The sequence below is a fragment of the Staphylococcus sp. SA22 genome (assembly GCF_054165785.1).
The window spans coordinates 37,114-59,747 of sequence record NZ_JBSZQY010000001.1 but is presented as its reverse complement, the minus strand read 5'-3'; the positions used below and the strand labels follow the sequence as shown (position 1 = coordinate 59,747).

27 protein-coding genes and 1 riboswitch are annotated in these 22,634 nt (G+C 31.2%); all 27 genes read right to left on the bottom strand.

What is annotated here, in order from left to right:
- Positions 1 to 168: 168 nt before the first annotated feature.
- The 27 genes from gcvPB to ACXQH5_RS00200 all read right to left on the bottom strand — a co-directional run bounded on the left by gcvPB (position 169) and on the right by ACXQH5_RS00200 (position 22,550).
- The gene (gcvPB, locus tag ACXQH5_RS00330) at positions 169 to 1,641 is read right to left on the bottom strand and encodes an aminomethyl-transferring glycine dehydrogenase subunit GcvPB (RefSeq protein ID WP_000202177.1); all 1,473 of its coding nucleotides are present in this window, start codon (positions 1,639 to 1,641) and stop codon (positions 169 to 171) included.
- Positions 1,634 to 2,980, bottom strand: a complete 1,347-nt coding sequence (gcvPA, locus tag ACXQH5_RS00325; RefSeq protein ID WP_000019687.1) for an aminomethyl-transferring glycine dehydrogenase subunit GcvPA — start codon at positions 2,978 to 2,980, stop codon at positions 1,634 to 1,636. The genes gcvPB and gcvPA overlap by 8 nt, the downstream gene beginning before the upstream one ends.
- 19 nt (positions 2,981 to 2,999) lie before the next feature.
- Positions 3,000 to 4,091, bottom strand: coding sequence for a glycine cleavage system aminomethyltransferase GcvT (gene gcvT, locus ACXQH5_RS00320; RefSeq protein WP_000093349.1), 1,092 nt, complete (start codon positions 4,089 to 4,091; stop codon positions 3,000 to 3,002).
- A 74-nt stretch (positions 4,092 to 4,165) separates the two neighbouring features.
- Positions 4,166 to 4,263, bottom strand: a riboswitch (glycine riboswitch).
- Complete coding sequence (locus tag ACXQH5_RS00315; RefSeq protein WP_001015116.1) at positions 4,250 to 4,774, bottom strand: shikimate kinase; 525 nt, start codon at positions 4,772 to 4,774, stop codon at positions 4,250 to 4,252. (Overlaps the previous riboswitch by 14 nt.)
- Complete coding sequence (locus tag ACXQH5_RS00310) at positions 4,764 to 4,910, bottom strand: hypothetical protein (RefSeq protein ID WP_001789879.1); 147 nt, start codon at positions 4,908 to 4,910, stop codon at positions 4,764 to 4,766. The genes ACXQH5_RS00315 and ACXQH5_RS00310 overlap by 11 nt, the downstream gene beginning before the upstream one ends.
- Positions 4,911 to 5,006: 96 nt before the next feature.
- Positions 5,007 to 5,504 carry a competence type IV pilus minor pilin ComGF gene (locus tag ACXQH5_RS00305; RefSeq protein WP_001838632.1) on the bottom strand — a complete coding sequence of 166 codons (498 nt, stop codon included), beginning with the start codon at positions 5,502 to 5,504 and terminating at the stop codon, positions 5,007 to 5,009.
- Entirely contained in the window at positions 5,422 to 5,721 is a 300-nt protein-coding gene (locus ACXQH5_RS00300; RefSeq protein ID WP_000844413.1) for a hypothetical protein, read from the bottom strand. The genes ACXQH5_RS00305 and ACXQH5_RS00300 overlap by 83 nt, the downstream gene beginning before the upstream one ends.
- Positions 5,708 to 6,154, bottom strand: coding sequence for a competence type IV pilus minor pilin ComGD (comGD, locus tag ACXQH5_RS00295; protein WP_001796473.1), 447 nt, complete (start codon positions 6,152 to 6,154; stop codon positions 5,708 to 5,710). Before comGD ends, ACXQH5_RS00300 begins: the two co-directional genes overlap by 14 nt.
- Positions 6,132 to 6,443 carry a competence type IV pilus major pilin ComGC gene (gene comGC, locus ACXQH5_RS00290; protein ID WP_000472256.1) on the bottom strand — a complete coding sequence of 104 codons (312 nt, stop codon included), beginning with the start codon at positions 6,441 to 6,443 and terminating at the stop codon, positions 6,132 to 6,134. The genes comGD and comGC overlap by 23 nt, the downstream gene beginning before the upstream one ends.
- 13 nt (positions 6,444 to 6,456) lie before the next feature.
- Positions 6,457 to 7,527, bottom strand: a complete 1,071-nt coding sequence (comGB, locus tag ACXQH5_RS00285) for a competence type IV pilus assembly protein ComGB (RefSeq protein ID WP_000776407.1) — start codon at positions 7,525 to 7,527, stop codon at positions 6,457 to 6,459.
- Positions 7,499 to 8,473 carry a competence type IV pilus ATPase ComGA gene (gene comGA / locus ACXQH5_RS00280; protein WP_000697218.1) on the bottom strand — a complete coding sequence of 325 codons (975 nt, stop codon included), beginning with the start codon at positions 8,471 to 8,473 and terminating at the stop codon, positions 7,499 to 7,501. Before comGA ends, comGB begins: the two co-directional genes overlap by 29 nt.
- 51 nt (positions 8,474 to 8,524) lie before the next feature.
- On the bottom strand, positions 8,525 to 9,148 hold the full coding sequence (locus ACXQH5_RS00275; protein WP_001223008.1) for an MBL fold metallo-hydrolase: 624 nt from the start codon (positions 9,146 to 9,148) through the stop codon (positions 8,525 to 8,527).
- The gene (locus ACXQH5_RS00270) at positions 9,145 to 9,474 is read right to left on the bottom strand and encodes an MTH1187 family thiamine-binding protein (RefSeq protein WP_001018871.1); all 330 of its coding nucleotides are present in this window, start codon (positions 9,472 to 9,474) and stop codon (positions 9,145 to 9,147) included. The genes ACXQH5_RS00275 and ACXQH5_RS00270 overlap by 4 nt, the downstream gene beginning before the upstream one ends.
- A complete protein-coding gene (locus tag ACXQH5_RS00265; RefSeq protein ID WP_000161315.1) occupies positions 9,474 to 10,460 on the bottom strand; it encodes an ROK family glucokinase in 987 nt (328 codons plus the stop codon). Before ACXQH5_RS00265 ends, ACXQH5_RS00270 begins: the two co-directional genes overlap by 1 nt.
- The gene (locus ACXQH5_RS00260) at positions 10,457 to 10,660 is read right to left on the bottom strand and encodes a YqgQ family protein (RefSeq protein ID WP_000087561.1); all 204 of its coding nucleotides are present in this window, start codon (positions 10,658 to 10,660) and stop codon (positions 10,457 to 10,459) included. The genes ACXQH5_RS00265 and ACXQH5_RS00260 overlap by 4 nt, the downstream gene beginning before the upstream one ends.
- The gene (locus ACXQH5_RS00255; RefSeq protein ID WP_001017869.1) at positions 10,641 to 12,104 is read right to left on the bottom strand and encodes a rhomboid family protein; all 1,464 of its coding nucleotides are present in this window, start codon (positions 12,102 to 12,104) and stop codon (positions 10,641 to 10,643) included. The genes ACXQH5_RS00260 and ACXQH5_RS00255 overlap by 20 nt, the downstream gene beginning before the upstream one ends.
- Before the next feature lie 11 nt (positions 12,105 to 12,115).
- Positions 12,116 to 12,655 carry a 5-formyltetrahydrofolate cyclo-ligase gene (locus ACXQH5_RS00250; protein ID WP_000164548.1) on the bottom strand — a complete coding sequence of 180 codons (540 nt, stop codon included), beginning with the start codon at positions 12,653 to 12,655 and terminating at the stop codon, positions 12,116 to 12,118.
- A 208-nt stretch (positions 12,656 to 12,863) separates the two neighbouring features.
- Positions 12,864 to 13,013 (bottom strand): 50S ribosomal protein L33, encoded by a 150-nt coding sequence (rpmG, locus tag ACXQH5_RS00245; protein WP_001265709.1) that lies wholly within the window; start codon positions 13,011 to 13,013, stop codon positions 12,864 to 12,866.
- Positions 13,014 to 13,125: 112 nt separating this feature from the next.
- Positions 13,126 to 15,201, bottom strand: coding sequence for a peptidoglycan D,D-transpeptidase FtsI family protein (locus ACXQH5_RS00240; RefSeq protein ID WP_000919773.1), 2,076 nt, complete (start codon positions 15,199 to 15,201; stop codon positions 13,126 to 13,128).
- Positions 15,202 to 15,321: 120 nt separating this feature from the next.
- On the bottom strand, positions 15,322 to 15,921 hold the full coding sequence (locus ACXQH5_RS00235; RefSeq protein ID WP_000863556.1) for a superoxide dismutase: 600 nt from the start codon (positions 15,919 to 15,921) through the stop codon (positions 15,322 to 15,324).
- 275 nt (positions 15,922 to 16,196) lie between these two features.
- Positions 16,197 to 16,607 carry a Fur family transcriptional regulator gene (locus tag ACXQH5_RS00230; protein WP_001095260.1) on the bottom strand — a complete coding sequence of 137 codons (411 nt, stop codon included), beginning with the start codon at positions 16,605 to 16,607 and terminating at the stop codon, positions 16,197 to 16,199.
- Entirely contained in the window at positions 16,594 to 17,457 is an 864-nt protein-coding gene (locus ACXQH5_RS00225) for a metal ABC transporter permease (RefSeq protein WP_000564316.1), read from the bottom strand. The genes ACXQH5_RS00230 and ACXQH5_RS00225 overlap by 14 nt, the downstream gene beginning before the upstream one ends.
- 41 nt (positions 17,458 to 17,498) lie before the next feature.
- A complete protein-coding gene (locus tag ACXQH5_RS00220) occupies positions 17,499 to 18,284 on the bottom strand; it encodes a metal ABC transporter ATP-binding protein (RefSeq protein WP_001213908.1) in 786 nt (261 codons plus the stop codon).
- A 125-nt stretch (positions 18,285 to 18,409) separates the two neighbouring features.
- Positions 18,410 to 19,300, bottom strand: a complete 891-nt coding sequence (locus tag ACXQH5_RS00215; protein ID WP_000924210.1) for a deoxyribonuclease IV — start codon at positions 19,298 to 19,300, stop codon at positions 18,410 to 18,412.
- A gap of 9 nt (positions 19,301 to 19,309) precedes the next feature.
- The gene (locus ACXQH5_RS00210) at positions 19,310 to 20,656 is read right to left on the bottom strand and encodes a DEAD/DEAH box helicase (protein ID WP_001062177.1); all 1,347 of its coding nucleotides are present in this window, start codon (positions 20,654 to 20,656) and stop codon (positions 19,310 to 19,312) included.
- Between the two features lie 113 nt (positions 20,657 to 20,769).
- A complete protein-coding gene (locus tag ACXQH5_RS00205) occupies positions 20,770 to 21,870 on the bottom strand; it encodes a Nif3-like dinuclear metal center hexameric protein (RefSeq protein ID WP_000683914.1) in 1,101 nt (366 codons plus the stop codon).
- A gap of 2 nt (positions 21,871 to 21,872) precedes the next feature.
- On the bottom strand, positions 21,873 to 22,550 hold the full coding sequence (locus ACXQH5_RS00200; RefSeq protein ID WP_000624567.1) for a tRNA (adenine(22)-N(1))-methyltransferase TrmK: 678 nt from the start codon (positions 22,548 to 22,550) through the stop codon (positions 21,873 to 21,875).
- Positions 22,551 to 22,634 lie beyond the last annotated feature (84 nt).

Sequence of the window (22,634 nt, the reverse complement as noted above, 5' to 3'; positions counted from 1 at the left end):
GAAAAGACAATTTCTATGAAAGAATAAAGCCAAACCCTAAGAGTTATTAGTTCGGTTTAGTTTTCTTTTTCAAATAGAAATTGTCTTTTTTAATTGATTTTGAAACCATTATCCTTAAATCTTCATACAAAGGTAGAATAATAATTCTCGGAATATGTGTTTAATACCTTATTTTTCCTGTTTAAGGTTTTCAAATTTTAATATTGGTTTACGAGCAGCTGTAGCTTCGTCTAATCGATCAATCACAGTTGTATGTGGTGCTTCTAGCACTTTATCAGGATCATTTTTAGCTTCTTCAGCAATACTAATTAATGTATCGATAAAATAATCAAGCGTTTCTTTAGACTCTGTCTCAGTTGGTTCAATCATCATACCTTCTTCAACATTTAATGGGAAGTAGATTGTTGGTGGATGTACACCGAAATCTAATAATCGCTTAGCCATGTCTAAAGTACGTACACCAAATTCTTTTTGACGCACACCACTTAACACAAACTCATGTTTACAATATTGTTTATAAGGTATTTCAAAGTGTTCAGATAAACGTGCTTTAATATAATTCGCATTAAGAACCGCTGCTTCGGAAACCTCTTTAAGTCCAGTTGCTCCCATAGTTCGAATATACGTATAAGCTCTTAAGTAAATACCAAAGTTACCATAAAATGGTTTTACACGTCCGATAGAATTTTTAATGTCATTATCATATTTAAATTTGTCGCCATCTTTAATAACCATTGGCTTTGGTAAATAACTTGCTAGTTCTTTTACTACTCCGACTGGACCTGAACCAGGACCGCCGCCACCATGTGGACCAGTAAATGTTTTATGCAAGTTTAAATGAACAGCATCAAATCCCATATCTCCTGGGCGAACTTTGTCCATAATAGCGTTTAAATTCGCACCATCATAATATAATAGACCACCAGCATTATGGACGATTTCACGGATCTCCATAATATTTTTTTCAAAAATACCTAAAGTGTTTGGATTAGTTAACATAATAGCTGCTGTATTTTCATTTACAACACGTTTCAAGTCATCAATATCAACTTCGCCACGTTCGTTTGATTTTACAGTAACTGATTTAAATCCTGCAAATGAAGCTGAGGCTGGATTCGTACCATGCGCAGAATCTGGCACAATGACTTCATCACGATGACCTTCACCATTATTCTCATGATAAGCTTTAAATATCATCAATGCAGTCCATTCACCATGTGCACCAGCAGCTGGTTGTAATGTTACCTCATCCATACCAGTAATTTCTTTTAATTCTTCTTGCAAACTATAAATAATTTCTAATGAACCTTGAACTTGGTCTTCATCTTGTAATGGATGTGATTCACTGAATCCTGGTATTCTAGCAACCTTTTCATTAATTTTAGGGTTATACTTCATCGTACATGAACCCAATGGATAAAATCCGTTATCTACACCGAAATTTTTATTTGAAAGTTCAGTATAATGACGTACCAAGTCTAGTTCAGCAACTTCAGGAAACTCCGCTTTGTTTTTACGAATAAATTTATCATCTAACAATGACTCAACAGAATTTGTTTTAATATCACTTATTGGTAATGAATATGCATATCTGCCTTCACGAGATCTTTCAAAAATTAATGGACTTGATTTACTAGTCATTTAACTCACCAGCCTTTTCTACAAATGTATCGATTTCATCCTTTGTTCTTAATTCAGTTACAGCTATTAACATGTGATTTTTAAAGTCGTCTGAAACAACACCTAAATCAAAACCACCGATAATATTGTACTTCACTAATTCCTCGTTAACTTGTTGAATTGGTTTGTCAAATTTGACTACAAACTCATTGAAAGATGTACCATCTAATACTTCAAAACCTTTTTTAATAAATTGTTGTTTAGCATAGTTAGCATGTTCTATATTTTGAACTGCAATATCATAGATACCTTGTTTACCAAGTGCTGACATTGCAATTGATGACGCTAGGGCATTTAATGCTTGGTTAGAACAAATATTAGATGTCGCTTTATCGCGTCGAATATGTTGTTCACGTGCTTGTAATGTTAATACAAAGCCACGATTACCTTCATCATCTTGTGTTTGACCGACTAATCTACCTGGCACTTTACGCATTAACTTTTTCGTCGTTGCAAAATATCCACAATGTGGCCCACCGAATTGAGCAGGAATTCCGAATGGCTGAGTATCACCTACAACAATATCTGCACCAAATGAACCTGGAGGTGTAAGTAATCCCAATGCTAGTGGATTTGCATATACGATAAATAATGCTTTTTTATCTTCAATAAAGCTATGAATCTTTTCAAGATCTTCAATTGAACCGTAGAAGTTTGGATATTGTACTGCAACAGCTGCTGTTTCATCATCCACTGCTGCTTCTAATTTTTTCAAATCTGTAACAGTGCCATCTAAATCGATTTCCACTACTTCGAATTCCTTACGCGTCTTAGCATAAGTATGAAGTACTTGTAATGCTTGATAATGCAAACCTTTTGAGACTACAATTTTATTTTTCTTTGTTTGACTAAATGCTAAAATACATGCTTCAGCAAAGCTAGTCATCCCATCATACATAGAAGAATTTGCTACATCCATATCTGTTAATTCACAAATTAAAGTTTGGAACTCAAAAATGGCTTGTAATTCACCTTGAGAAATTTCCGGTTGATATGGCGTATATGCTGTGTAAAATTCTGATCTTGAAATCATAGCATCCACAACTGATGGCGCGTAATGATCATAAACACCAGCACCCAAAAATGATGTATGCGTTTCTTTAGTAATATTCTTGCTTGCAATGCGATTTAATCTTCTAAGTAACGTTGTTTCCGCTTCGCCTTCAGCAATATTTAAATCTCTATTTAATAAAATGTCACTTGGTACATCACCGAATAATTCTCCTATAGATTTTGCACCAATTGTTTGTAACATTTCTTGCTTGTCTTTTTCAGTTAAAGGTATATAACGATGACTCACAATGCACACCCCTTTTTAATTATTTATCAATTTGATTTTTCTTAACAATTTTCGCTTTTAATTGACGCTTACGAACTTGAACAAGCAACTCTCTACCCATTTCAAACTCATCTCTTTTTATCATTGCAAGTGCAATTGATTTTCCTGATGATGGAGACTGTGTTCCTGAAGTTACTTCTCCAATAATATTTCCATCTAAATCCATAACTTCATAACCAGTTCTTGCAATTCCTTTTTCAAGTAATTCTAATCCCACTGTTCTTCTTGGTGCACCATTTTCTTTTTGATCTTTTAATACAGATTTACCAATAAAATCAGCATCAATTAATGGTTTACTTGCAAAAGCGATACCACCTTCATATGGTGTAATTGATTCAGTTAAATCTTGTCCATGTAATGGCAACCCAGCCTCTAATCTTAATGTATCACGAGCGCCTAACCCACATGGCATAACATTATACTCTAATAAACCATCCCAAATTTTTTCAGTATCATCGATATTACAATAAATTTCAAACCCATCTTCACCTGTGTAACCTGATTGAGATAAAATGACGTTTGCTCCAAATAATTTGACGCCCTGTTTAAATTCAAACATTTTCATTTCAGTTACATCTTCATCAACTAATTGATTAATTAAATCTCTAGCTTTTGGTCCTTGTATTGCTAATTGACCATATTGGTTTGATACATTTTGTACTTCAACATCAAATTTCTCTTTGTGTTTTAAAATCCAATTAAAATCTTTTTCAGTATTAGCGGCATTAACGACTAATAAGTAATTGTCGTCAGCTAATTTATATATTACTAAATCATCAATAATACCGCCTTCTTCATTACATAAAGCAGTATATAATGCTTTTGAAGTAGTTAAATTATCAGTATCATTTGATAATAAATATTGCACAAACTGACTAGCATCTTTACCTGTTACTTCAATTTCACCCATATGACTAACATCAAACAGGCCAATTTCGTATCGAACAGCATTATGCTCCTCTTTAATACTTGAAAATTGAACAGGCATCGCCCATCCTCCGAATTCCACAATTTTTGCACCTCTATCAACATAATTTTGATATAAAGGTGTTTGTTTTAAATCACTTGACATTGAAATACCCCCTTAAAATTATAAAAACAGGATAGCAATCGCTACCCTGTTTATAAATCACCAATTCAGGAACGCGTTACAGTATTATCCTTTTGCCTGAGAGTTTCGTAATAAATTACTTGCACCTTCGGCGATAGAGTCTTAACGCTCTATTCTCTCTAATACTGATCACTCGCTTTTATTAAATTTAGCAATTCATAATATATTTCTGAAATTGATAGCAAATGACTATCAAATTTCTTGAATGCGATTTCATTATATCTTAAAATCCGCGAGCAATACAAGTCATTTAACTGCGTGATTGTCTTATTATTTGCATTAGGTCGATGTGGGTCATCATTGATTCGACTATATATAATATCAATATTACAATCTAACCAAATAATGTTTTTTTGATTTTTCAAAAAATTAAATGCCTCTTCACTTTCAATAATACCACCACCAGTAGCAATTATATCTGCAGTGTTAATACATTCTTGCAAACATGTGAACTCTAAATTCCTGAAATATTGTTCACCATGTTTACTAAATATTTCTGGTATTGTTAACTTATACTTTTCTTCGATATATGAATCTATATCAATAAATGATAAATGTTGCTCATCTGCAACGTATTTACCAATCGTAGATTTACCGGTACCCATGAAACCAATTAAAATTATTGGTGATTTATCATGATTCATGCGTTTTCCCTTCTTTCAATAACAAAACAATCTTATAGTTATAGTCAGTTTCAATATTATATAATGTCTTTAATTTTAAACTATATTGACTGATATAAAAAGTGAAAATGGAAAAATAAATTGCTGTTAGCATCAATAAGAAAGGCGTAACATACCCTTTTTCTTTATATAAATCAAAATTAATAAATTATTTCACATCCTTTTTAATAGTACTCATTTAAATTCTAGTAAGTTATACATAAATAGTTTTAGTCTGCACATTTGTACCGACTTTAACTGTTATCGTTATTTTAATAATGGATTTATAGTAGATATTTGCAGTAAATGCTGTAACATTATTAATCATTGTTATATTTCCTCTGTCATTTACAACTTTAATAATTTTATTATTTATTAATTTGTATTCGATCATTTCTTCACCTTTATGTAAAATGATACGCTGTTCCCTATTTTCAATATTGTTTCTATCTACTCCTTTAAAATCCTCTAGAATATCTCTTGAGAAAAATTCGAAATCTACAGTTGTTAATTCCCTACTTTCAATTAGAAAAGTTTTGCTAAGTCTAATTAAGTCTGGAACAATTAGTAAAGTTATACTTATAACCATCATCGCTACTAACATTTCAATGAGAGAAAAAGCTTTGACATTAATACTGTATACATGTCTTTTGATAAGAAGTGGTATTTTTTGAAATAGCACAAATTTGTTGGTCACTTTGCTTAATATCATACTTCCCTATAGTTACCCCCTTCTTAAGCTCTTCTTTATTAATTTTAGATACAGTCGTCAAAATTACTTTAGAAGCATCAATTGTTTGTAGTTTATGGTTTATACTCGCTTGCATTTGATTCATCATTGGTATCAATAGTAATGTAATCAATCCAATAAGCAAAAATCCAGCCATACTATCTATTAAGAATGATCCTTTACACTTATAGCTTTTCATAACGAATTCTTCCTTTTTCAATATGGAATATTATTCTATAAATTGAATTGTTATTATCAATTGTTATGCTACCAAATTTATTGATATTCCCTTTTTTATCAAAGGCAATAATATCAACTTTTGCAACATTAATTATTTTGCCTACTTTTAATTTTAGAAATCGTATTTTATTATTCTCTATTACTTTAATAGTGTCACTGTTTTCATAAAATCTAACATTGATATATCCTTGATTTGCTATAGCTTGCGACTTAATATAATTCAATTCAGTAATAAGAGAAATGATATTTGCCTCATCATCTATTACTCTAAGATTGCTTAATCCTTTAGATGTCATTGTCAAAAGTAAAAATATACTGATTAACATCATTACCACAAGCATCTCAATCATAGTAAATGCTGACTGCTTTCTAATTTGCAACTGCTTCTCCATTACTAATTGTTATTGTCTCTCCTGATTTACATGTCTTTTGTGCTTCTTTTATAAAACCATCTGCAATTAAGTCTTCAATAGACGATGGATTTCTATTATGTTTCAATGCATACGCTTCAATTTGACTATTAACCATTTTTACCTGTGCATTACAACCTGTTGATTGTATGTGAGCAGTTTGTTTAGCAATATTTGGAATGATTAAAATTAATAATAAACTGATGATTAATAACACTAATAGCATCTCTATCAATGTAAACGCTTGAGTTTTCTTAAGAAATTTAAACATATATTAACCTCCATTATTTTATACTTTGCATCATTTGAAACATTGGTAACATAATTACTAAATAAATTGCGACAATAAATAAACCTAAAATCAAAAATAAAATAGGCTGTAAAAACTGAGTCTGTTTTATCGCTTTATCTTCTATTTGTTTTACTAATATTTGCGAATATAACTTTAGTTCTACTTCTAGCTTCCCTCTCTTTTCACCTTGTAGCACAAACTTAATTAATTGAGGCTTAAAGCATTTTAGTTTTTCTAAAATTTGAGGTAAACCATATCCCATTTCTGAATAAGTTAATAAGTATTTACCTAGAAACTGTCTAAATGGATCACTACTATGGTTAATATAAACGTCTACTATTGATTGAAGTGTAATACCATTTTTATAAAACAACACTAATTCATTAGTTACAAAATAAGTTTTAAATAATTGGAAATAGCCTGATATTAACGGTAGTTTCATCACAAAGTTTATCTTATTGAGCATATTTAATTTGTTATAAAATAATTTCATAATAATAGCCAATATAGATACCATTATGAGCATTACTACAATTATAGTAGGTAAGCTGGTAATGAAAAAAGACAATGTTTTTTGAAAAGAAGATAGTTGAATATTCATAGAAGTATATAATTGTTGAAACTGTGGAATTACTGTGAGGTTTAATATAATAATCATAGCAATAAAAATAGAAACTAGTATTAAGGGGTATTGCAGTGTCTTTAACAATCGTTGTTCTGACTTTCTATTCACTTTCATATAATTTACGGTTTCTTCTAGAACGTCTATGATATTGCCAAATCTTTCTGCCAAATATACTTGCATGACGATAGTATCGCTATAACCTATCAGTGATAATATCTGATTGCATGGTGCACCATTTGAAATTTCACTTAGAATGGTGGTACCTAATTGCTTATTTTTATATGCCATTTGAAGATTTAAAAATTGAAAACTTTGATACAGAGTGAAACCATATTTCAACAAATTACATAAATTTGAAAGTAAATCGATTTGTTGGGCCTTACTTAATTGTCGCTTCTTAGAATGTAGTTTAAATGTATTTATCCATTGTAGTTTCACAAATGACACCTGCTTTTGTCATATCATCAAGTTTATCTTCTAAGTTCTTAAATGATGATGGTAATGAATGATTATGGGAAAAGAAATATCGGAGTTGTTGCTGAGATAGAATTTCACATACTAATTGTCGCTGTTGCTTAATAGTAGTTACAAGTCGTTGGTTTATAATTAAGTTAGTTGCCTGTATCAATTCTTGTACAGAAATGCCCATTTCTAATAGCCTTAAAATAGCACCCTTACAATCAGTTGCATGCAATGTAGTCAGAACAAGGTGACCACTTAAACTAGCCTGTATAACACACTTGGCAACATCTTTATCTCTGATTTCACCTATTAAAATTACATCAGGATCACATCTTAAAATAGCTTTAAACGAATTTACATAGTTAATGCCAGCTTTATCATTCACATTAATTTGGACGATACCAGGAATTTGCATCTCTACAGGATCCTCTATAGAAATTACATTTAAATTCAGGGCTTTATTCGCGTATGAGACCATTTGATACATTAATGTACTCTTTCCTGAACCAGTTGGCCCACTAAACAATAGTAATTCTTGTTTCTTATTCATGAGGTGTTTAAAATCATTGAATTTATAAGTTGATTTCTGTTGTTGAAAAAATTGAGGTACAATTCTGATAACACAACTTTCTTGGCCAAGTGACAATGGTAAAGTTGATATTCTCAAAAAATATATTTTATTGAAATGGTAACTATATCGACCGCTCTGTGCGACTTGCTGTGTAGAAACATCAAGCCCAGCTTGAAACTTCATATAAACTAATAACTTTTGATAAATGCTATTCCCAATTTGTTCATACTGCTCCAAGTTATCATTAATTCTAAATTTAATACTTACTTCATTTTTAACTGGAATAAAATGTACATCACTCGCTTTCATTTCTATCGCTTTATTAATTATTTCTTGAAATAGAATCTTCAAAAAAACACCTCCTACATATAATCACGTAGGAGGTGTTTTTATTACTTCAATTTAACCGTGTAAAAATGGATTTAATTGTTCATCATCAACCGTCGTATATGGACCATGTCCAGGGAATAAAGGTAAATCGCCTTCTAATTCAAATATTTTATCTTGAATAGAATCAACTAGCGTTTCATAATCACCTTTATATAAATCTGTACGTCCGATTCCATTATTAAATAATGTATCTCCAACAACTGCGAATTCATCGAACACATATGTTAAACTTCCTGGTGAATGTCCAGGTGTGTGTAACACATTAAACTTAAATCCTTCTATTTCTGTGCTACCTTCGTTTAACTTTTCAGGAGTTACCTTACTTGTAATAATTGGTAATCCATATTGCTTAAATTTATCTGCCCCATTTTTAACGGGATCTTTTAGAAAATCAAACTCTGCTTCATGCATATAAACCGGGACATCGAATCGATCAACTATATCATCGACTGCTCCGATATGATCAAAGTGTGCATGTGTTAATAAAATAGCTTTTAACGGTTTATTTATTTGGTTTAATTTTTTAATAATTTTTTCACTTTCACCTGAAGGGTCAATCAGGATAACAGCTTTGTCATTTTCGATGAAATACGTATTAGTATCAACTAAGCCTAAAGTTAAGCTTGAAATCCTCATAGGTTTTCACCACTATTTTCTAAATGTTTTTGTACTGATGTTAGTTTATCATTCATTTTTCTAGATTTGTCTCGTCGGTCATCAATACGTATATTTGTACAAACTCTACTTAAACCTTTATCAAAAGGTAATTCATGTATCACTTGCACAACTTCTAATACATCGCTTAATTCACCTTCAATTAGAGTATTCATTGGTGTTAATTGAAAATCAATTTTACCCATCGCTTTATATTCTTGAAGTTTTTTCTGAATATCTGCAATATACTTACTAACACTCGGACCTTCCGTTCCAACTGGAATAACAACCACATCAACAATAGCCATTATTTTACCCCCTCTTTATCTAATACATAGGTCTTGATTAATCCTGCTGCTCCTGTAATACCTGCATCATTACCCAATTTCGCTTGTACAATTTCAGTTTCAAATTGAGCAGGTGTAAATGTTAAATTATGATATTCTGTTTTAATATTTTCAATTAAAATAGGTCCTGCAGTAGACATTCCTCCACCTAGAACGATATATTTCGGATTACTTGTAACACTAATAATACTACATAAATATCCAATATAGTTTGCAACCTTTTCAGTAATGAAAATACAGAATTGGTCACCAGCTTTTGCCGCATCAAAAACAGCTTTTGCTGTAACCTTATTTTCTTTAATCAATTCTAATATAGAAGATCTAAACGTCAACTTAGGATAGTAGAAGTTAACTAAGTTAACAACGCCTGTGGCTGAAGCAACTGTTTCAATACATCCAGAACGACCACAATTACATTTAAATCGTTGATCGAAGTCTGCTCTAAAATGCCCTATTTCTGCGCCAGAGCCATTATGACCATGTACGATTTCACCATTTGAAATAATTCCTCCACCCAGTCCTGTACCAAGTGTGATGGCAACAACATCATCGGCACCTTCACCAGCACCTTTGTGTTTCTCCCCTAAAGCAGCTATGTTAGCATCATTATCTACATACACTGGACAATCAACGAATTGTTCAAAAATCTCACGTACATTAACTTTTTCTGGCCAATATAAGTTTACTGCTCCATTTACTGTACCTTTTTCAAAGTCAACAGGACCTGGTACACCAATACCTACGCCAAGTACATTTGAAAAATTATAATTATTTTCATTTACTTTTTCAACAAACGAATCATAAATTCCTTTCAAAAGTGTATATCCTGTACTATCAGATGTATCAGTGTGAATAGACCATTTATGTAATTGTTCTAATTCAGGTGTGAAAATACCTAATTTACAAGTCGTCCCGCCTACATCAGCTGCTAAAATAATTTTTGTCATTTCTGTTCATTCCTTCTCTGATTAATTATCAACGTACATTTCAAATATTCTTCCTTAGATAACAGTTCATATTGATACAATGATGAAATCTCCTGTTGAATCATTTCGTACATATCTTCTGGATTTTTAAAATATATTAGAAATCCGTAACTTTTCAATAACTGTTGTACATCATAAAAGTTATTTATTTTTCGACTCATTTGATTTAGTCAACTCTTTTTCTAAGTTAATATAATCTGTATTTTTAGGGTCAGCATTTAATGCTTTACGCACATATTTTAATGCTTTTTCATCATCATTTAATGAACGATTTGCTATCGCTAACTCAAAATTTAATAAACCTGATTTAGGAAACATTCTAAGTCCTCGCTCCCATTCTGTCATACCTTCAGACTTAGAATTGATAGTAGCCATAATCATACCACTTAAATAATATGTTTGATCATCGGCATAATTTTTATTTATTGTCTGCTTCACAATATTTTGAGCATTATCATAATTACCACTAGTCATATCATCTTTGATCAATTTATTATAAATATTATCTTCTTTAATTGTAAAAATTCTAATTTGAAGTGCAATAAATATAACAAGCATACCAATTAGTAAAATCCAAAAAATATTACGATTCACTTTATAGTAATAGCCAATTAAAGTTATTAATAAACCACCAATGAATCCTCCAATATGCGCCACAATATTTATATTTGACATAAACAGAGAAACACCAACTAATATCACTAATGAAATTAATAACTGTCCTAACATTTTTTTGTTAAATGTTTTTGAAACATACATCATCGCAAAAATTGATCCAATCAGACCAAATATAGCACCACTAGCCCCAACTGAAATTGTAGTCGTATTAAATGAAAGTGATACAAAGTTTCCAAACAGCCCTGCAATAAAGTATACAGTTAACATCCTCCATGAACCAATAATTGCTTCGACTATTTTACCAAAAATAAATAATGAAAGCATATTCATAAGTATATGTTCAAAACTAAAATGTAAAAACATCGATGTAACAATTCGATACCATTCACCATGTACGACATTAAAATGCACTAACCCGCCAACATCTAATAATTTTACATCCGAAAAATTATTTAAATATAAAATCATACATAACCATATTAAGACATTTACAAATATTATTGTGTATGTTGCCGGTGAAAATTTCTGCATATATTTATCTAAAAAGTTATCAGTTAATACTTTGCGTTTATAGAACATATATGTCTTTTTATCATTATCTTCTGAAATAAGTCTAGCCAAAAATATATTCGGCATATGCTTTATCAAATCTTTTGTGTGTCTTATAACATTGAATTTAATTCTAATTGGCGAAACTTCATTTAATTGTTCTTCTGAAAATTCCGATTCTGTAAAATAATAAAATTCAAAACTTTGTGGTTCGAAAGAAATAAAATTTGCTATTTCATCTTTGTGTTCAAGCACCTTCGCTTTGTCAAAACGTATTTCTTGGGTAGACTTGATATGTTGTTTAAAAATGACTACTTGTTTTTTTCTTTTATGGGCTAACCAAATTTCTTGATCATCTTTTTCCCTACTGACAATATCAAAATTCAAGTACCTAATCCAATAATATATTGTTTTCCAAAATTGTTTGTCTATGTTCATTTAGTCCTCCACTATGCTGATTGATATATAATCAATTTATCGACTGGTCGATCGAATGATTCCGGTTCAAATGATGTTATTTGAAAATCGTATAATAAGCTTATTGTCTTTGTCTGATAATTAGCTAAAAACCTGTCGTAATAGCCACCACCATACCCAATTCTATATCCATCGTTTTGAAATCCGACACCAGGAACAACAATTAAATCTAGGTTATTCGTTGTTTCACCTTTTGAAGTTGGATAGTAAATCCCCTTATTATCGACATCAATATCTTTGAGATTAAATATCTCTTTAAAAGTCATTTGATGGTTTAAATAATCCATTTTCGGTACAAAAATACGTTTATGATCCATTAAGGCTTGTTCAATTATAGAAAAAGTATCAACTTCATGATTAAAAGAAAGAACTAGCGCAATTGCGTTTGCTTCTTTGTATTCTTCAGTTGCAAAAAATTGATTTCTTAACCATGTGTCTGCTTTTCGCTTTTCAGCTTTATTAAAATTCTTCATTTTATGTAAAATGTATTTTCTAATCTCATTTTTAGTCACATTATCACCCACTTTATTCAATTCTATTATATCGTTAATAACAATACATGTCATTATGTTGTCATGATGAATTATGCGACAATTCTAAAATTTATTATTTCAATTGAAAATCTTTTATCATTTCATACGTGTGCACAATTAAAAAGGTGAAACCTCTTATTTTGAGATTTCACCTTTTTTATTGTTAATTTAAATTTAATTTTAATGATTATTTTGTTTCACGGTGTAAAGTTTGTTTGTTTTCACGTGAACAGAATTTCTTCATTTCAACACGTTCTGGATTATTTCTTTTGTTCTTAGTTGTAATGTAGTTTCTGTCACCACATTCCGTACAAGCTAAAGTTACGTTTACGCGCATGGTTATTCCTCCTTATCATTTCTAAATACGACTTTATTATTATACCAACATCTATAATATTTGCAAAGTTAAAATTTTACAACCATGCGCTACACAATCGTCAGGCTAAATTTTATTTGTCTTTGTCTTTATTTTTATCATCTTTACCTAACTGCTTAAAGTAGTAGTTAATTACATCTCTACCTAAGTCTCCACCTGTTAACCATGGTGGTGGTACAGGCTGATTTGTATATACAATTGAAAACGCTAATTTTGGATCATCAATTGGCGCGTATCCTATATAAGTAGAGTTAACTCTTGGCTCTCCGTTTTGGAACACTTCAGCGGTACCCGTTTTACCAGCAGTAGGGACTACTGTATCTTTAAAACTAACATATCCAGTACCATCTTTATCATTAAATGCCATTTTGAATCCTTCTTGAATTTGTTTGATTTCTTTTTCAGTATTATTAACCTTGTTCAATACGGTGCCATTAATTTTCTTCTTGAGTGGACCAACCTCATCTTTATTAGTTGATTCATGAATCGTTAATCCAATGTGTGGCTGTATTCTATAACCATCATTCGCTATAGTTGAAACATATTGTGATAATTGTAATGGTGTATAGGTATCATATTGACCAATTGATAAATCTAGATAATTACCTGGATTATTTGTTAATGGTTCGATTTGACCTCTTGTTTCATTTGGTAAATCTATTCCTGTTTTCACACCTAAACCTACTTGATTTAATCCTCTTCTTAGCTTTTGGGCAGGTGAACTTATGTCTGAAGGTAAAGCCATACCAGAATAATAAGGGTCTCCCGCTAATTTTAATGCTGTTTTAAACATATATACGTTTGATGAATGCATCAAAGCTTGCTTATCATTAATAGATACATGCCCGTTTTTATTAAAGTATGATCGTTTTGTCAAACCACCTTGGAAATGTAATGGTTCATCGACCATTGTTTCTCCAACTTTGATAGCTTTATTCTGATAACCAGCTAATAATGTTCCACCTTTTACAGAAGATCCAACCGCAAATTGAGAAGTAAACGTACCAATGTCATAATCAGTCATTTTACCACTCTTATTAATCTGCTTTCCGGCAAGCGCAAGAATGTCTCCATTTTTAGGATTTTGTACAACCATCATAGCATTATCCATATCTTTGGCACCTTGGCTGCGAAGCTTCTTAATTTGTTTATCTAATAATGATTCTACTTCTTTTTGAAGATCTATATCGATTGTTAATTTCAAATCTTGACCGCGAGCGCCAGGATTTAACACTTCTGAAGATGTAACTTTTCCAGATTTGTCCGTTGTGTATTTCATTTCTTTCTTCTTACCACGCAATACATCTTCATATTGATATTCTAGGTAAGATTTTCCAACACGATCATTGCGTGAATATCCTTTGGATAAGTAATGTTCTGTCAATTCTTTTGGAATACCTTCAGCAGGTGTCGATACATCTCCAAATATACCTCTTAAAGTGTCGCCATATGGATATTTTCTATCCCAATCCATAGACGTGTTAACACCTGGTAATTTGGAAAGTTGCTGAGAAACTGCTGCATACTCTTTTTCACTGACATCTTCATTTTTTATCATTTGTGGATCTAAAACTGTTCCTGCATTCATCTCTCGAAAAATGGCTAAAACTTGTAAATCTTTAGAAGACAATTCATCTAATTGTGATTTTCCGATTTTCGATAACAGTTGTTTATCATATTGATCTTGTTTAATACTTCCATCTGCTAACATAGCTTGTTCTTTTGTCATCATTGCTTTTGCTTTTTTAGGATGCAACTGAATCCAGAAATCTTTCTTATCACGTTCTGTAATCTTCTTAGTATCCATCTTGATTAGCTTTGATAACTTTTCAGCCGTATCCAACATTTCCGATTGTGTTGTTTTTCGACCCCTAGTATATGTAATAGCCATTTTAGAAGCATTATCAACTAAAACTTTCCCATTTCTGTCTAAAATACGACCTCTTGGCACAGACTCATTTACTGTAATGTTTTCATCATTTTTTATAATTTGTTTATAATGTGAGCCTTGTGCGATTTGTAAATAACCTAAACGTAGTACTAGTACTGCAAAAATAAATACAATCACACCAAATATAAAGTTAATTCTCTTGTTAATTGTATTTTGAACGATTTCATCATTTGATTTTTCTTTTAGTCTTTTTAACAAAACTACCTACCTCTATTCAAAGTCTTTCACTTTAAATCATATATGAATTTAGAAATTATTTCTATCTTTTTGACAAAAAAATAACGGTCTCATTTAAGAGACCGAACAAGTAATCATACTTTATTTTGTTGCATTATATAATTCGTCAACTTTTTCCCAGTTAACTACATTCCAAAATGCGCCAATGTAGTCAGGGCGTTTGTTTTGATATTTTAGGTAATAAGCGTGTTCCCATACGTCTAAACCTAAAATAGGTGTTTTACCCTCAGTTAATGGATTATCTTGGTTTGGTGTAGTCACAATTTCTAACTGGCCATTGTTTACGACTAACCAAGCCCAACCTGAACCAAAGCGTGCAGCTGCTTTGTCAGCAAATTCTTTTTTAAATTCTTCTAAAGAACCCCATTGTTCTTTAATTTTTTCTACTACAGTACCTTTTTCTTCTGAGTTTGGTGAAAGTAACTCCCAGAATAATGAATGGTTTAAATGTCCACCGCCATTATTACGTACAGCAGTTTGGATGTTAGCTGGTACACTGTCTAAATTAGCAACAATTTCTTCAATAGATTTAGATTCTAAATCTGTACCTTCTACTGCAGCATTTAATTTCGTAACATAAGTGTTATGATGTCTGTCATGGTGAATTTCCATAGTTTCTTTGTCAAAATGTGGTTCTAATGCATCAAATGCGTATGGTAATTTTGGTAATTCAAAAGCCATAAATAATCATCCTCCTAAAATGTCTGTAAGTAAATAATAACAAGCAGTGACTGGTTCAACAAAGAATTTGCTTAAATTCTACTACTTATTATTTTCTCTACTCATTTAATATAACTCAAATCAAAAATAATTAAACATTTTGTATATAAAAAGTTAACAGATTTGCCATAAAATCATACGAACGGAGTATGAAATGAACCTTTATCTTCTATAATTTAAAAAATGAGATTTATGCATACATCTGACCAAATGTGCATAAATCTCATTTCTTTATATTAATCTTGGCAAGACTCACATACACCATAAACTTCAAGTTTGTGTTTGTGAATATTAACACCAGGTAGTGATAATTTTATCTGATCTATTGGACAATAATCTATTACCTTTGTATCTCCACACTTTTCACAGATAAAATGATGATGATGATGGTTCGTACAAGCGATTCTAAACTTCATTTCACCATCAAGTTCTGTATTTTCAATAATCCCTAAATCTTTAAATAAGTGCAGGTTTCTATATATTGTGTCGAATGAAATTCCAGGATAATTTTCATCCATAACTTGTTGTATATACTTTGCGTTAATATACTTATCTTCTTCGACAAAAATATCTAACATATCTTTACGTTTATCTGTATATTTTAAACCGTTCTCTTTTAAAATTTTAATAGCATCATTTGTATTCATTGATATTAGCTCCCTTTTTAAACTTCATTCGCATTTTCTGATAAGCCATTGTAATCATAAGTAAAATAACTAGTAGAACTACAATTACACCACCCGGAGAAATGTCCATATAGAAAGCTAGGACTAAGCCTAATATTACTGATAATTCACCTAAAAATACACTTAGTAATATCAATTGCTTAAAACTTTTTGTTATTCTCATACTTATTGCAATTGGTAACGTGATTAACGCACTTACTAACAGTATCCCTACAACACGCATTGAGGCAGAAATAACCATCGCTACAATAACAATAAATAAAAATTGAATCCATTTAGGAATGCCAATGACTTTACTATATTCCTCATCAAATGACAATATAAATAATTCTTTATAAAACAATGTAATAAACAGAACAACTATGATGGCAATGACAATAATCGTTGTTAAATCACTTATATTCACTGCGCTTATTGAGCCAAATAGCAATCCAACAATTTCTTGATTGAACCCATCAGCTAATGAAATGAAGATTGCACTCAAGGCGATACCAGCACTCATTATAATTGGAATAGCGATTTCTTGGTAAGCAGTGTATGACGTTCTTAATTTTTCAATTAGAAGCGCACCTACTATTGCGAATAAGATTCCAAACCACATTGGATTAATAAATACTAGTGTTGGCATAATAGTAAGTAAAAACATACCGAAGGATATACCACCTAAAGTTACATGACTTAGAGCATCAGCTATAAGTGATAGTCGTCTAACAACGATAAAAGCACCGATTAGAGGCGCAATAAAACCTATCAAGATACCACTAATTAAAGAGTACCTCATAAAATCAAAATTCAATAATGCATCTATCAATTGTGACACGCCTTTCCATTTTAAATAAACTCAAATCTTTATTAATTACAACATTCTCGATTATGCTGATGATCGACAAAACGTACAGGATGTCCATAAATTTTTGAAATTTCAACTTCATCAAGTGATTTAAACTCATCAGTTGTACCATGGAAATGCAAATGCTTATTTAAACATGCTACTTCAGTAGCAGTATCTGCTACAACACCAATATCATGAGTAACTAAGATAATGGTGATACCTTCTTGTTTTAATTGATCTAAAGTATTATAAAATTCACTTACATGTTTTGCATCAATACCATTCGTTGGTTCATCAAGTACTAATACTGCAGGTTCTGAAATCAATGCTCGAGCAATCATTACACGTTGTTGTTGACCACCTGATAATTCTGCTATATTTTTATGAATTAAATCACTTATATTCAGTCTTTCTAGTACTTTAATCACTTTTTCATTATCTTTGCTATTAAATGTTTGGAAAAGACGTTTTGTCTTTGTTAATCCGCTTAAAACAACTTCTTTAACACTTGCTGGGAAACCTGAATTAAAGGCATTTGCTTTTTGTGATACATAGCTTAATTTAATTGATGTTTTCTTATTTTTAAAATCTATACCTTCAACAAAAATCTCACCACTTTGTAAAGGTAATAATCCTAGAATCAACTTCAATAATGTTGATTTACCAGCACCATTTGGTCCAACAATTGCTAAAAATTCACCTTTATTTATTTTAATGTTTATATTTTCTAACACTTTTTTATGATCATAGTAGTAATTGACATTTTTCAATTCAAAGACTGGTGTCATCGTATTCTCACCTCGCATTCAACTATACAACTCCTAGTAACATATGTAAACAGTAATGTTTACGACTCAAAACAAGACAAAATAAAGAGATATGCCCCCTTCAAGTATTATTTATCGCATTTCTTGAAGAGAGCATTATCATTTTATTGTTGCATAACTTTATTTTTTAATTCTGGGTCAAATTGCTGTTGTTTTAACATTTCAATTTCAAGTTTATATGGCGGTTTTTTATTTTTCTTATCTTCACCAACATAAGGTGTTTCTAAGATTTTCGGAATATCTTTAAAACAATCATGATGCACAATGTAATTTAATGCATCAAAACCAATGTAACCGAAGCCAATATTTTCATGTCGGTCTTTTTGAGCGCCACGGTCATTTTTAGAATCATTGACATGAACAACTTTAATTCTGTCGACTCCAATGATTTTATCAAATTCATTTAATACGCCATCAAAGTCCTCTTTCACATTATATCCAGCATCATGCGTATGACATGTATCAAAACATACTGATAAACGTTCGTTATTATGAACTCCATCAATAATACGTGCTAACTCTTCAAACGAACGACCAATCTCTGTACCTTTACCTGCCATCGTTTCAAGCGCAATACGTACATTATTGTCATTCGTTAAAACTTCATTTAATCCTTCAATAATCTTATTAATTCCGGCATCAACACCAGCTCCAACATGCGCACCCGGATGTAATACAATATCTTTAGCGCCTATAGCTTGCGTTCTTTCAATTTCTTGTTGCAAGAAATCTACACCAAGATTAAACGTTTCTGGTTTGGTTGTATTTGCAATATTAATGATGTATGGTGCATGAACAACAATATTAGATAAGCCATATTTTTCCATCACTTCATGACCTTTAGTTATATTTAAATCTTCAATACTTTTACGGCGCGTGTTTTGAGGTGCACCAGTATAAATCATAAATGTTGTTTCACCATATTCATGCGCTTCTATAGCAGAACCTTCTAACATCTTTTTACCACTCATTGAAACATGTGATCCTAATAACATAAAACACACCTAACCTTTTTTGTTTTGCTTACGTTTTTGTCTATTTTGCTGCTTACTAAATTGTTTACGCTCTTGACGTTTCATTTTTTCAACTTCTTGTTTAAATTTCTTCTTATAACCTGGTTTAACTTTGTTTTTAATTTTACTTCGAACTTTGTTCTTCACTTGATTAGTTAAATGGTCATCTTTGCGCATTCTTGCTTGACGCTGATTGTGCGCTTTAACTTCTTTTAACTCACCATCTTTAATATCAACAGTATTGAAAACAAAACCACGATCTTCTATTAATGAAATATTGTGTTCTTCATCAGGACTATAAAGCGTAATTGCTACACCTTTATAATTCCCACGGCCAGTTCGGCCGACTCTATGTGTAAAGAAGTCAATATCATTTGGCACATCAAAATTGATGACATGACTAACACCTTCAATATCAATACCACGAGATGCTAAATCGCTGGCAATAACGTATTGGAATTCTAAATTACGTATACGTTTCATTTGTTGTTTACGTTCACGTGGCGTTAAACCACCATGAATCATACCAACTTTAATGCCAGCTTCATTTAGTGAACGTGCTAAATCATTTGCATTATCTCTACTATTACAGAAAATAATACATAAGTATGGATTTAGTATATCAATTAAATTTAAAGTCTTTTCAACTTTAGCTGCACCTTTAGTAGGTATTAAAAAGAATTCGATGTTCTTTTTATTTTGTTTTTTACTGTCGACAGCTACATATTCTGGATGACTTAAATATTTATTTAAAAATGGTTGTAACTGTTGTGGAATTGTAGCACTAAACACCGCAATATTTGCATTATCTTCCAATCTTGCAGCAATGTAATCTACATCTTCAATTAATCCTAAGTCAATCATAAGATCCGCTTCATCAATAACTAAATATGATGCTAAGTGCACATGTAAATGTCCCGTTTTAGCTAAGTCATTAATTCTAGTAGGGGTGCCTATAATCAATTGTGGTTGTGCATTACAACGTTGTCTATCTTTCTCTATATCTGTACCACCAATAAAAACTTTAACTGAAACGCCAGCTTTAAATTGGCTTAAATGGTTCGCTGCATCGTATAGTTGTTGTGCAAGTTCTCTTGTTGGTGCAACTACGATTGCTTGTGGTTCTTTTATTTCACTATCAATTAACTGCATTAATGGTAATAAAAATGCATGAGATTTCCCTGTACCCGTTTGAGATTGACCAATTAAATTTGTTCTCTTTAGTATTCTTGGAATAATTCGATTCTGAATTTCAGTTGGTTTTTCAAAATTAAGGTCTTTCACAGCGTCAATTAAACTAGATTCTAGATTAAATTGTTCGAATGGATGTTTTGCCATGATTTGGCCTCCTTCTATGTTCATCTTTACTATTATAAAGTATAAATGTGCTATTTTAAATAAAAATATTAAAACCTCGAAATTTCAAAATTTAGAAATCCCGAGATTTTAGTTTAAATATATTGAAATGGATCTGTATTAATTGTAGATGCTTCAACATCTATATTTATTTTTTCTGTATTGAACCAATTCATTAGTAACGTTTTTAAACCTTCTTTCATCACATATTCGCTGTAATGATTAATATCAATTAAGTTCACACCATGAATTTTAGCATCTAAGGCATCATGATGTTTAATATCACCTGTAACAAAGACATCTGCGCCTTGTTGAACAGCTTGATATTCATATCCAATACCTGAACCACCAATAATTGCAATACGTTTAATTTTCTGATTAGACACACCAACAAAACGGACACTTGGGATATTTAATTTAGATTTAATATCAGCTGCGAAATCTTCCAATGTCATTTGATTATCCACTTCTGCCATAACGCCAAGTCCATAAAGGGATGTTTGTTTTATCTCAATAAAATCAAATACCGGTGTTTCATATGGATGGTATTGTTTAATTAATTGCTCAGCCCTTGACTTTTGACATGCATCTATCATAAATTCAATTTTAACTTCATCTACATATTCAATTTTATCAATTTGTCCTATTGTTGGATTAGCTTCACCAACTGGTTTGAATTGCCCTCTTCCTTCACTTTCAAAGAAACAATATTCATAATTACCTTCTTGTGCTAATCCATTTTCACTAAGCTTATCTTTAAATGGTCCAACATTATCCTTAGGTATATATGTTTGAACTTTATAGTATACATCTTGTTGATTATTTATTATTGAAATGTTCTTCAATCCCATCGCCTTCGCCAACATCATATTGACACCATGAGGATTTACATCTAAATTTGTATGCATCGCTATTAAATTAATGTCATGTTGAATTAGTTTTCTAATAATCAAACCATAACCATTAGCTTTTAATGATGTTACGCCTTTAAAGATTAGAGGATGATGACTAATAATAGTATTATAACCTTTTTCGATTGCTTCATTTACTACTTCCAACGTACAGTCTAATGCTGTTAAAACACCAGTAACTGCAACATCTTCATCACCTATTAACAATCCTACATTATCCCAAGATTCAGCAGTTCTAAATGGCACATGATGATCTAACAATGTCATTAAATCAGCTATTTTCATTACTATAACACCCTTTCAATTACAGCAATTTCGTCATTAATTTGAGCTAAACGTTGATGATGTTGTTCAGTATTGAGTTTCGATTTAATATGATAAAGTGCTTCTAACTCTCTTTGCCATTTTTTTATAAAATATTCATTTTTGTTGTTCAGCAATTTTGGTCCGAATTTCAATTCATCAGATGATAGCTCTATTAATTGCGTAGAATATTCTGCTACAACAATTTCATAAATATGGCCTTTTTCTTCCATTATTATTTCATCAATTATTTCATAATTCAATTGTTGTAATGTTTGTCTTAAATTTTCAGTTTGGATATTACTTTGTAAAATCAACCTTGGATGTTGACTTAACTTATCTTGCCCATCTTTTAAAATTTTAGCAATAAGTGGTCCGCCCATACCACAAATTGTGATATTATCGATTACGTCCTCAGGATGAATAACACTTAAGCCATCCCCTAAACGTACATCAATTCTTTCTACTAATTGATTTGCAGCTACATTTTTCACAGCAGCTTGAAAAGGGCCTTGAATAACTTCTCCTGCAATACCGCAATCGCATAAGTGGTTTTGAATTGCATAGATTGGCAAATAAGCATGATCTGAGCCAATATCCGCGATTGTACCTTGTTTTAAAAATCGACTTACCGTCGTTAATCGGTTATTTAACGAAATCATTTTATTCTCCTTTATGAAAAAAGAGGTTGAACATTATTCAATGTACCAACCTCACTCAAGTTAAATCTTAATCTAAAAATAAAT

Coding starts and splice junctions, on each gene's coding strand:
- gcvPB (WP_000202177.1), bottom strand. CDS start 1,641: ATGACTAGTAAATCAAGTCCATTAATTTTTGAAAGATCTCGTGAAGGC.
- gcvT (WP_000093349.1), bottom strand. CDS start 4,091: ATGTCAAGTGATTTAAAACAAACACCTTTATATCAAAATTATGTTGAT.
- ACXQH5_RS00315 (WP_001015116.1), bottom strand. CDS start 4,774: ATGAATCATGATAAATCACCAATAATTTTAATTGGTTTCATGGGTACC.
- ACXQH5_RS00305 (WP_001838632.1), bottom strand. CDS start 5,504: ATGATATTAAGCAAAGTGACCAACAAATTTGTGCTATTTCAAAAAATA.
- ACXQH5_RS00300 (WP_000844413.1), bottom strand. CDS start 5,721: ATGAAAAGCTATAAGTGTAAAGGATCATTCTTAATAGATAGTATGGCT.
- comGD (WP_001796473.1), bottom strand. CDS start 6,154: ATGGAGAAGCAGTTGCAAATTAGAAAGCAGTCAGCATTTACTATGATT.
- comGC (WP_000472256.1), bottom strand. CDS start 6,443: ATGTTTAAATTTCTTAAGAAAACTCAAGCGTTTACATTGATAGAGATG.
- ACXQH5_RS00275 (WP_001223008.1), bottom strand. CDS start 9,148: ATGAGGATTTCAAGCTTAACTTTAGGCTTAGTTGATACTAATACGTAT.
- ACXQH5_RS00270 (WP_001018871.1), bottom strand. CDS start 9,474: ATGGCTATTGTTGATGTGGTTGTTATTCCAGTTGGAACGGAAGGTCCG.
- ACXQH5_RS00265 (WP_000161315.1), bottom strand. CDS start 10,460: ATGACAAAAATTATTTTAGCAGCTGATGTAGGCGGGACGACTTGTAAA.
- ACXQH5_RS00260 (WP_000087561.1), bottom strand. CDS start 10,660: ATGAGTCGAAAAATAAATAACTTTTATGATGTACAACAGTTATTGAAA.
- ACXQH5_RS00255 (WP_001017869.1), bottom strand. CDS start 12,104: ATGAACATAGACAAACAATTTTGGAAAACAATATATTATTGGATTAGG.
- rpmG (WP_001265709.1), bottom strand. CDS start 13,013: ATGCGCGTAAACGTAACTTTAGCTTGTACGGAATGTGGTGACAGAAAC.
- ACXQH5_RS00235 (WP_000863556.1), bottom strand. CDS start 15,921: ATGGCTTTTGAATTACCAAAATTACCATACGCATTTGATGCATTAGAA.
- ACXQH5_RS00230 (WP_001095260.1), bottom strand. CDS start 16,607: ATGAATACAAATGATGCTATTAAAATTTTAAAAGAGAACGGTTTAAAA.
- ACXQH5_RS00220 (WP_001213908.1), bottom strand. CDS start 18,284: ATGCGAGGTGAGAATACGATGACACCAGTCTTTGAATTGAAAAATGTC.
- ACXQH5_RS00215 (WP_000924210.1), bottom strand. CDS start 19,300: ATGTTATTAGGATCACATGTTTCAATGAGTGGTAAAAAGATGTTAGAA.
- ACXQH5_RS00210 (WP_001062177.1), bottom strand. CDS start 20,656: ATGGCAAAACATCCATTCGAACAATTTAATCTAGAATCTAGTTTAATT.
- ACXQH5_RS00205 (WP_000683914.1), bottom strand. CDS start 21,870: ATGAAAATAGCTGATTTAATGACATTGTTAGATCATCATGTGCCATTT.
- ACXQH5_RS00200 (WP_000624567.1), bottom strand. CDS start 22,550: ATGATTTCGTTAAATAACCGATTAACGACGGTAAGTCGATTTTTAAAA.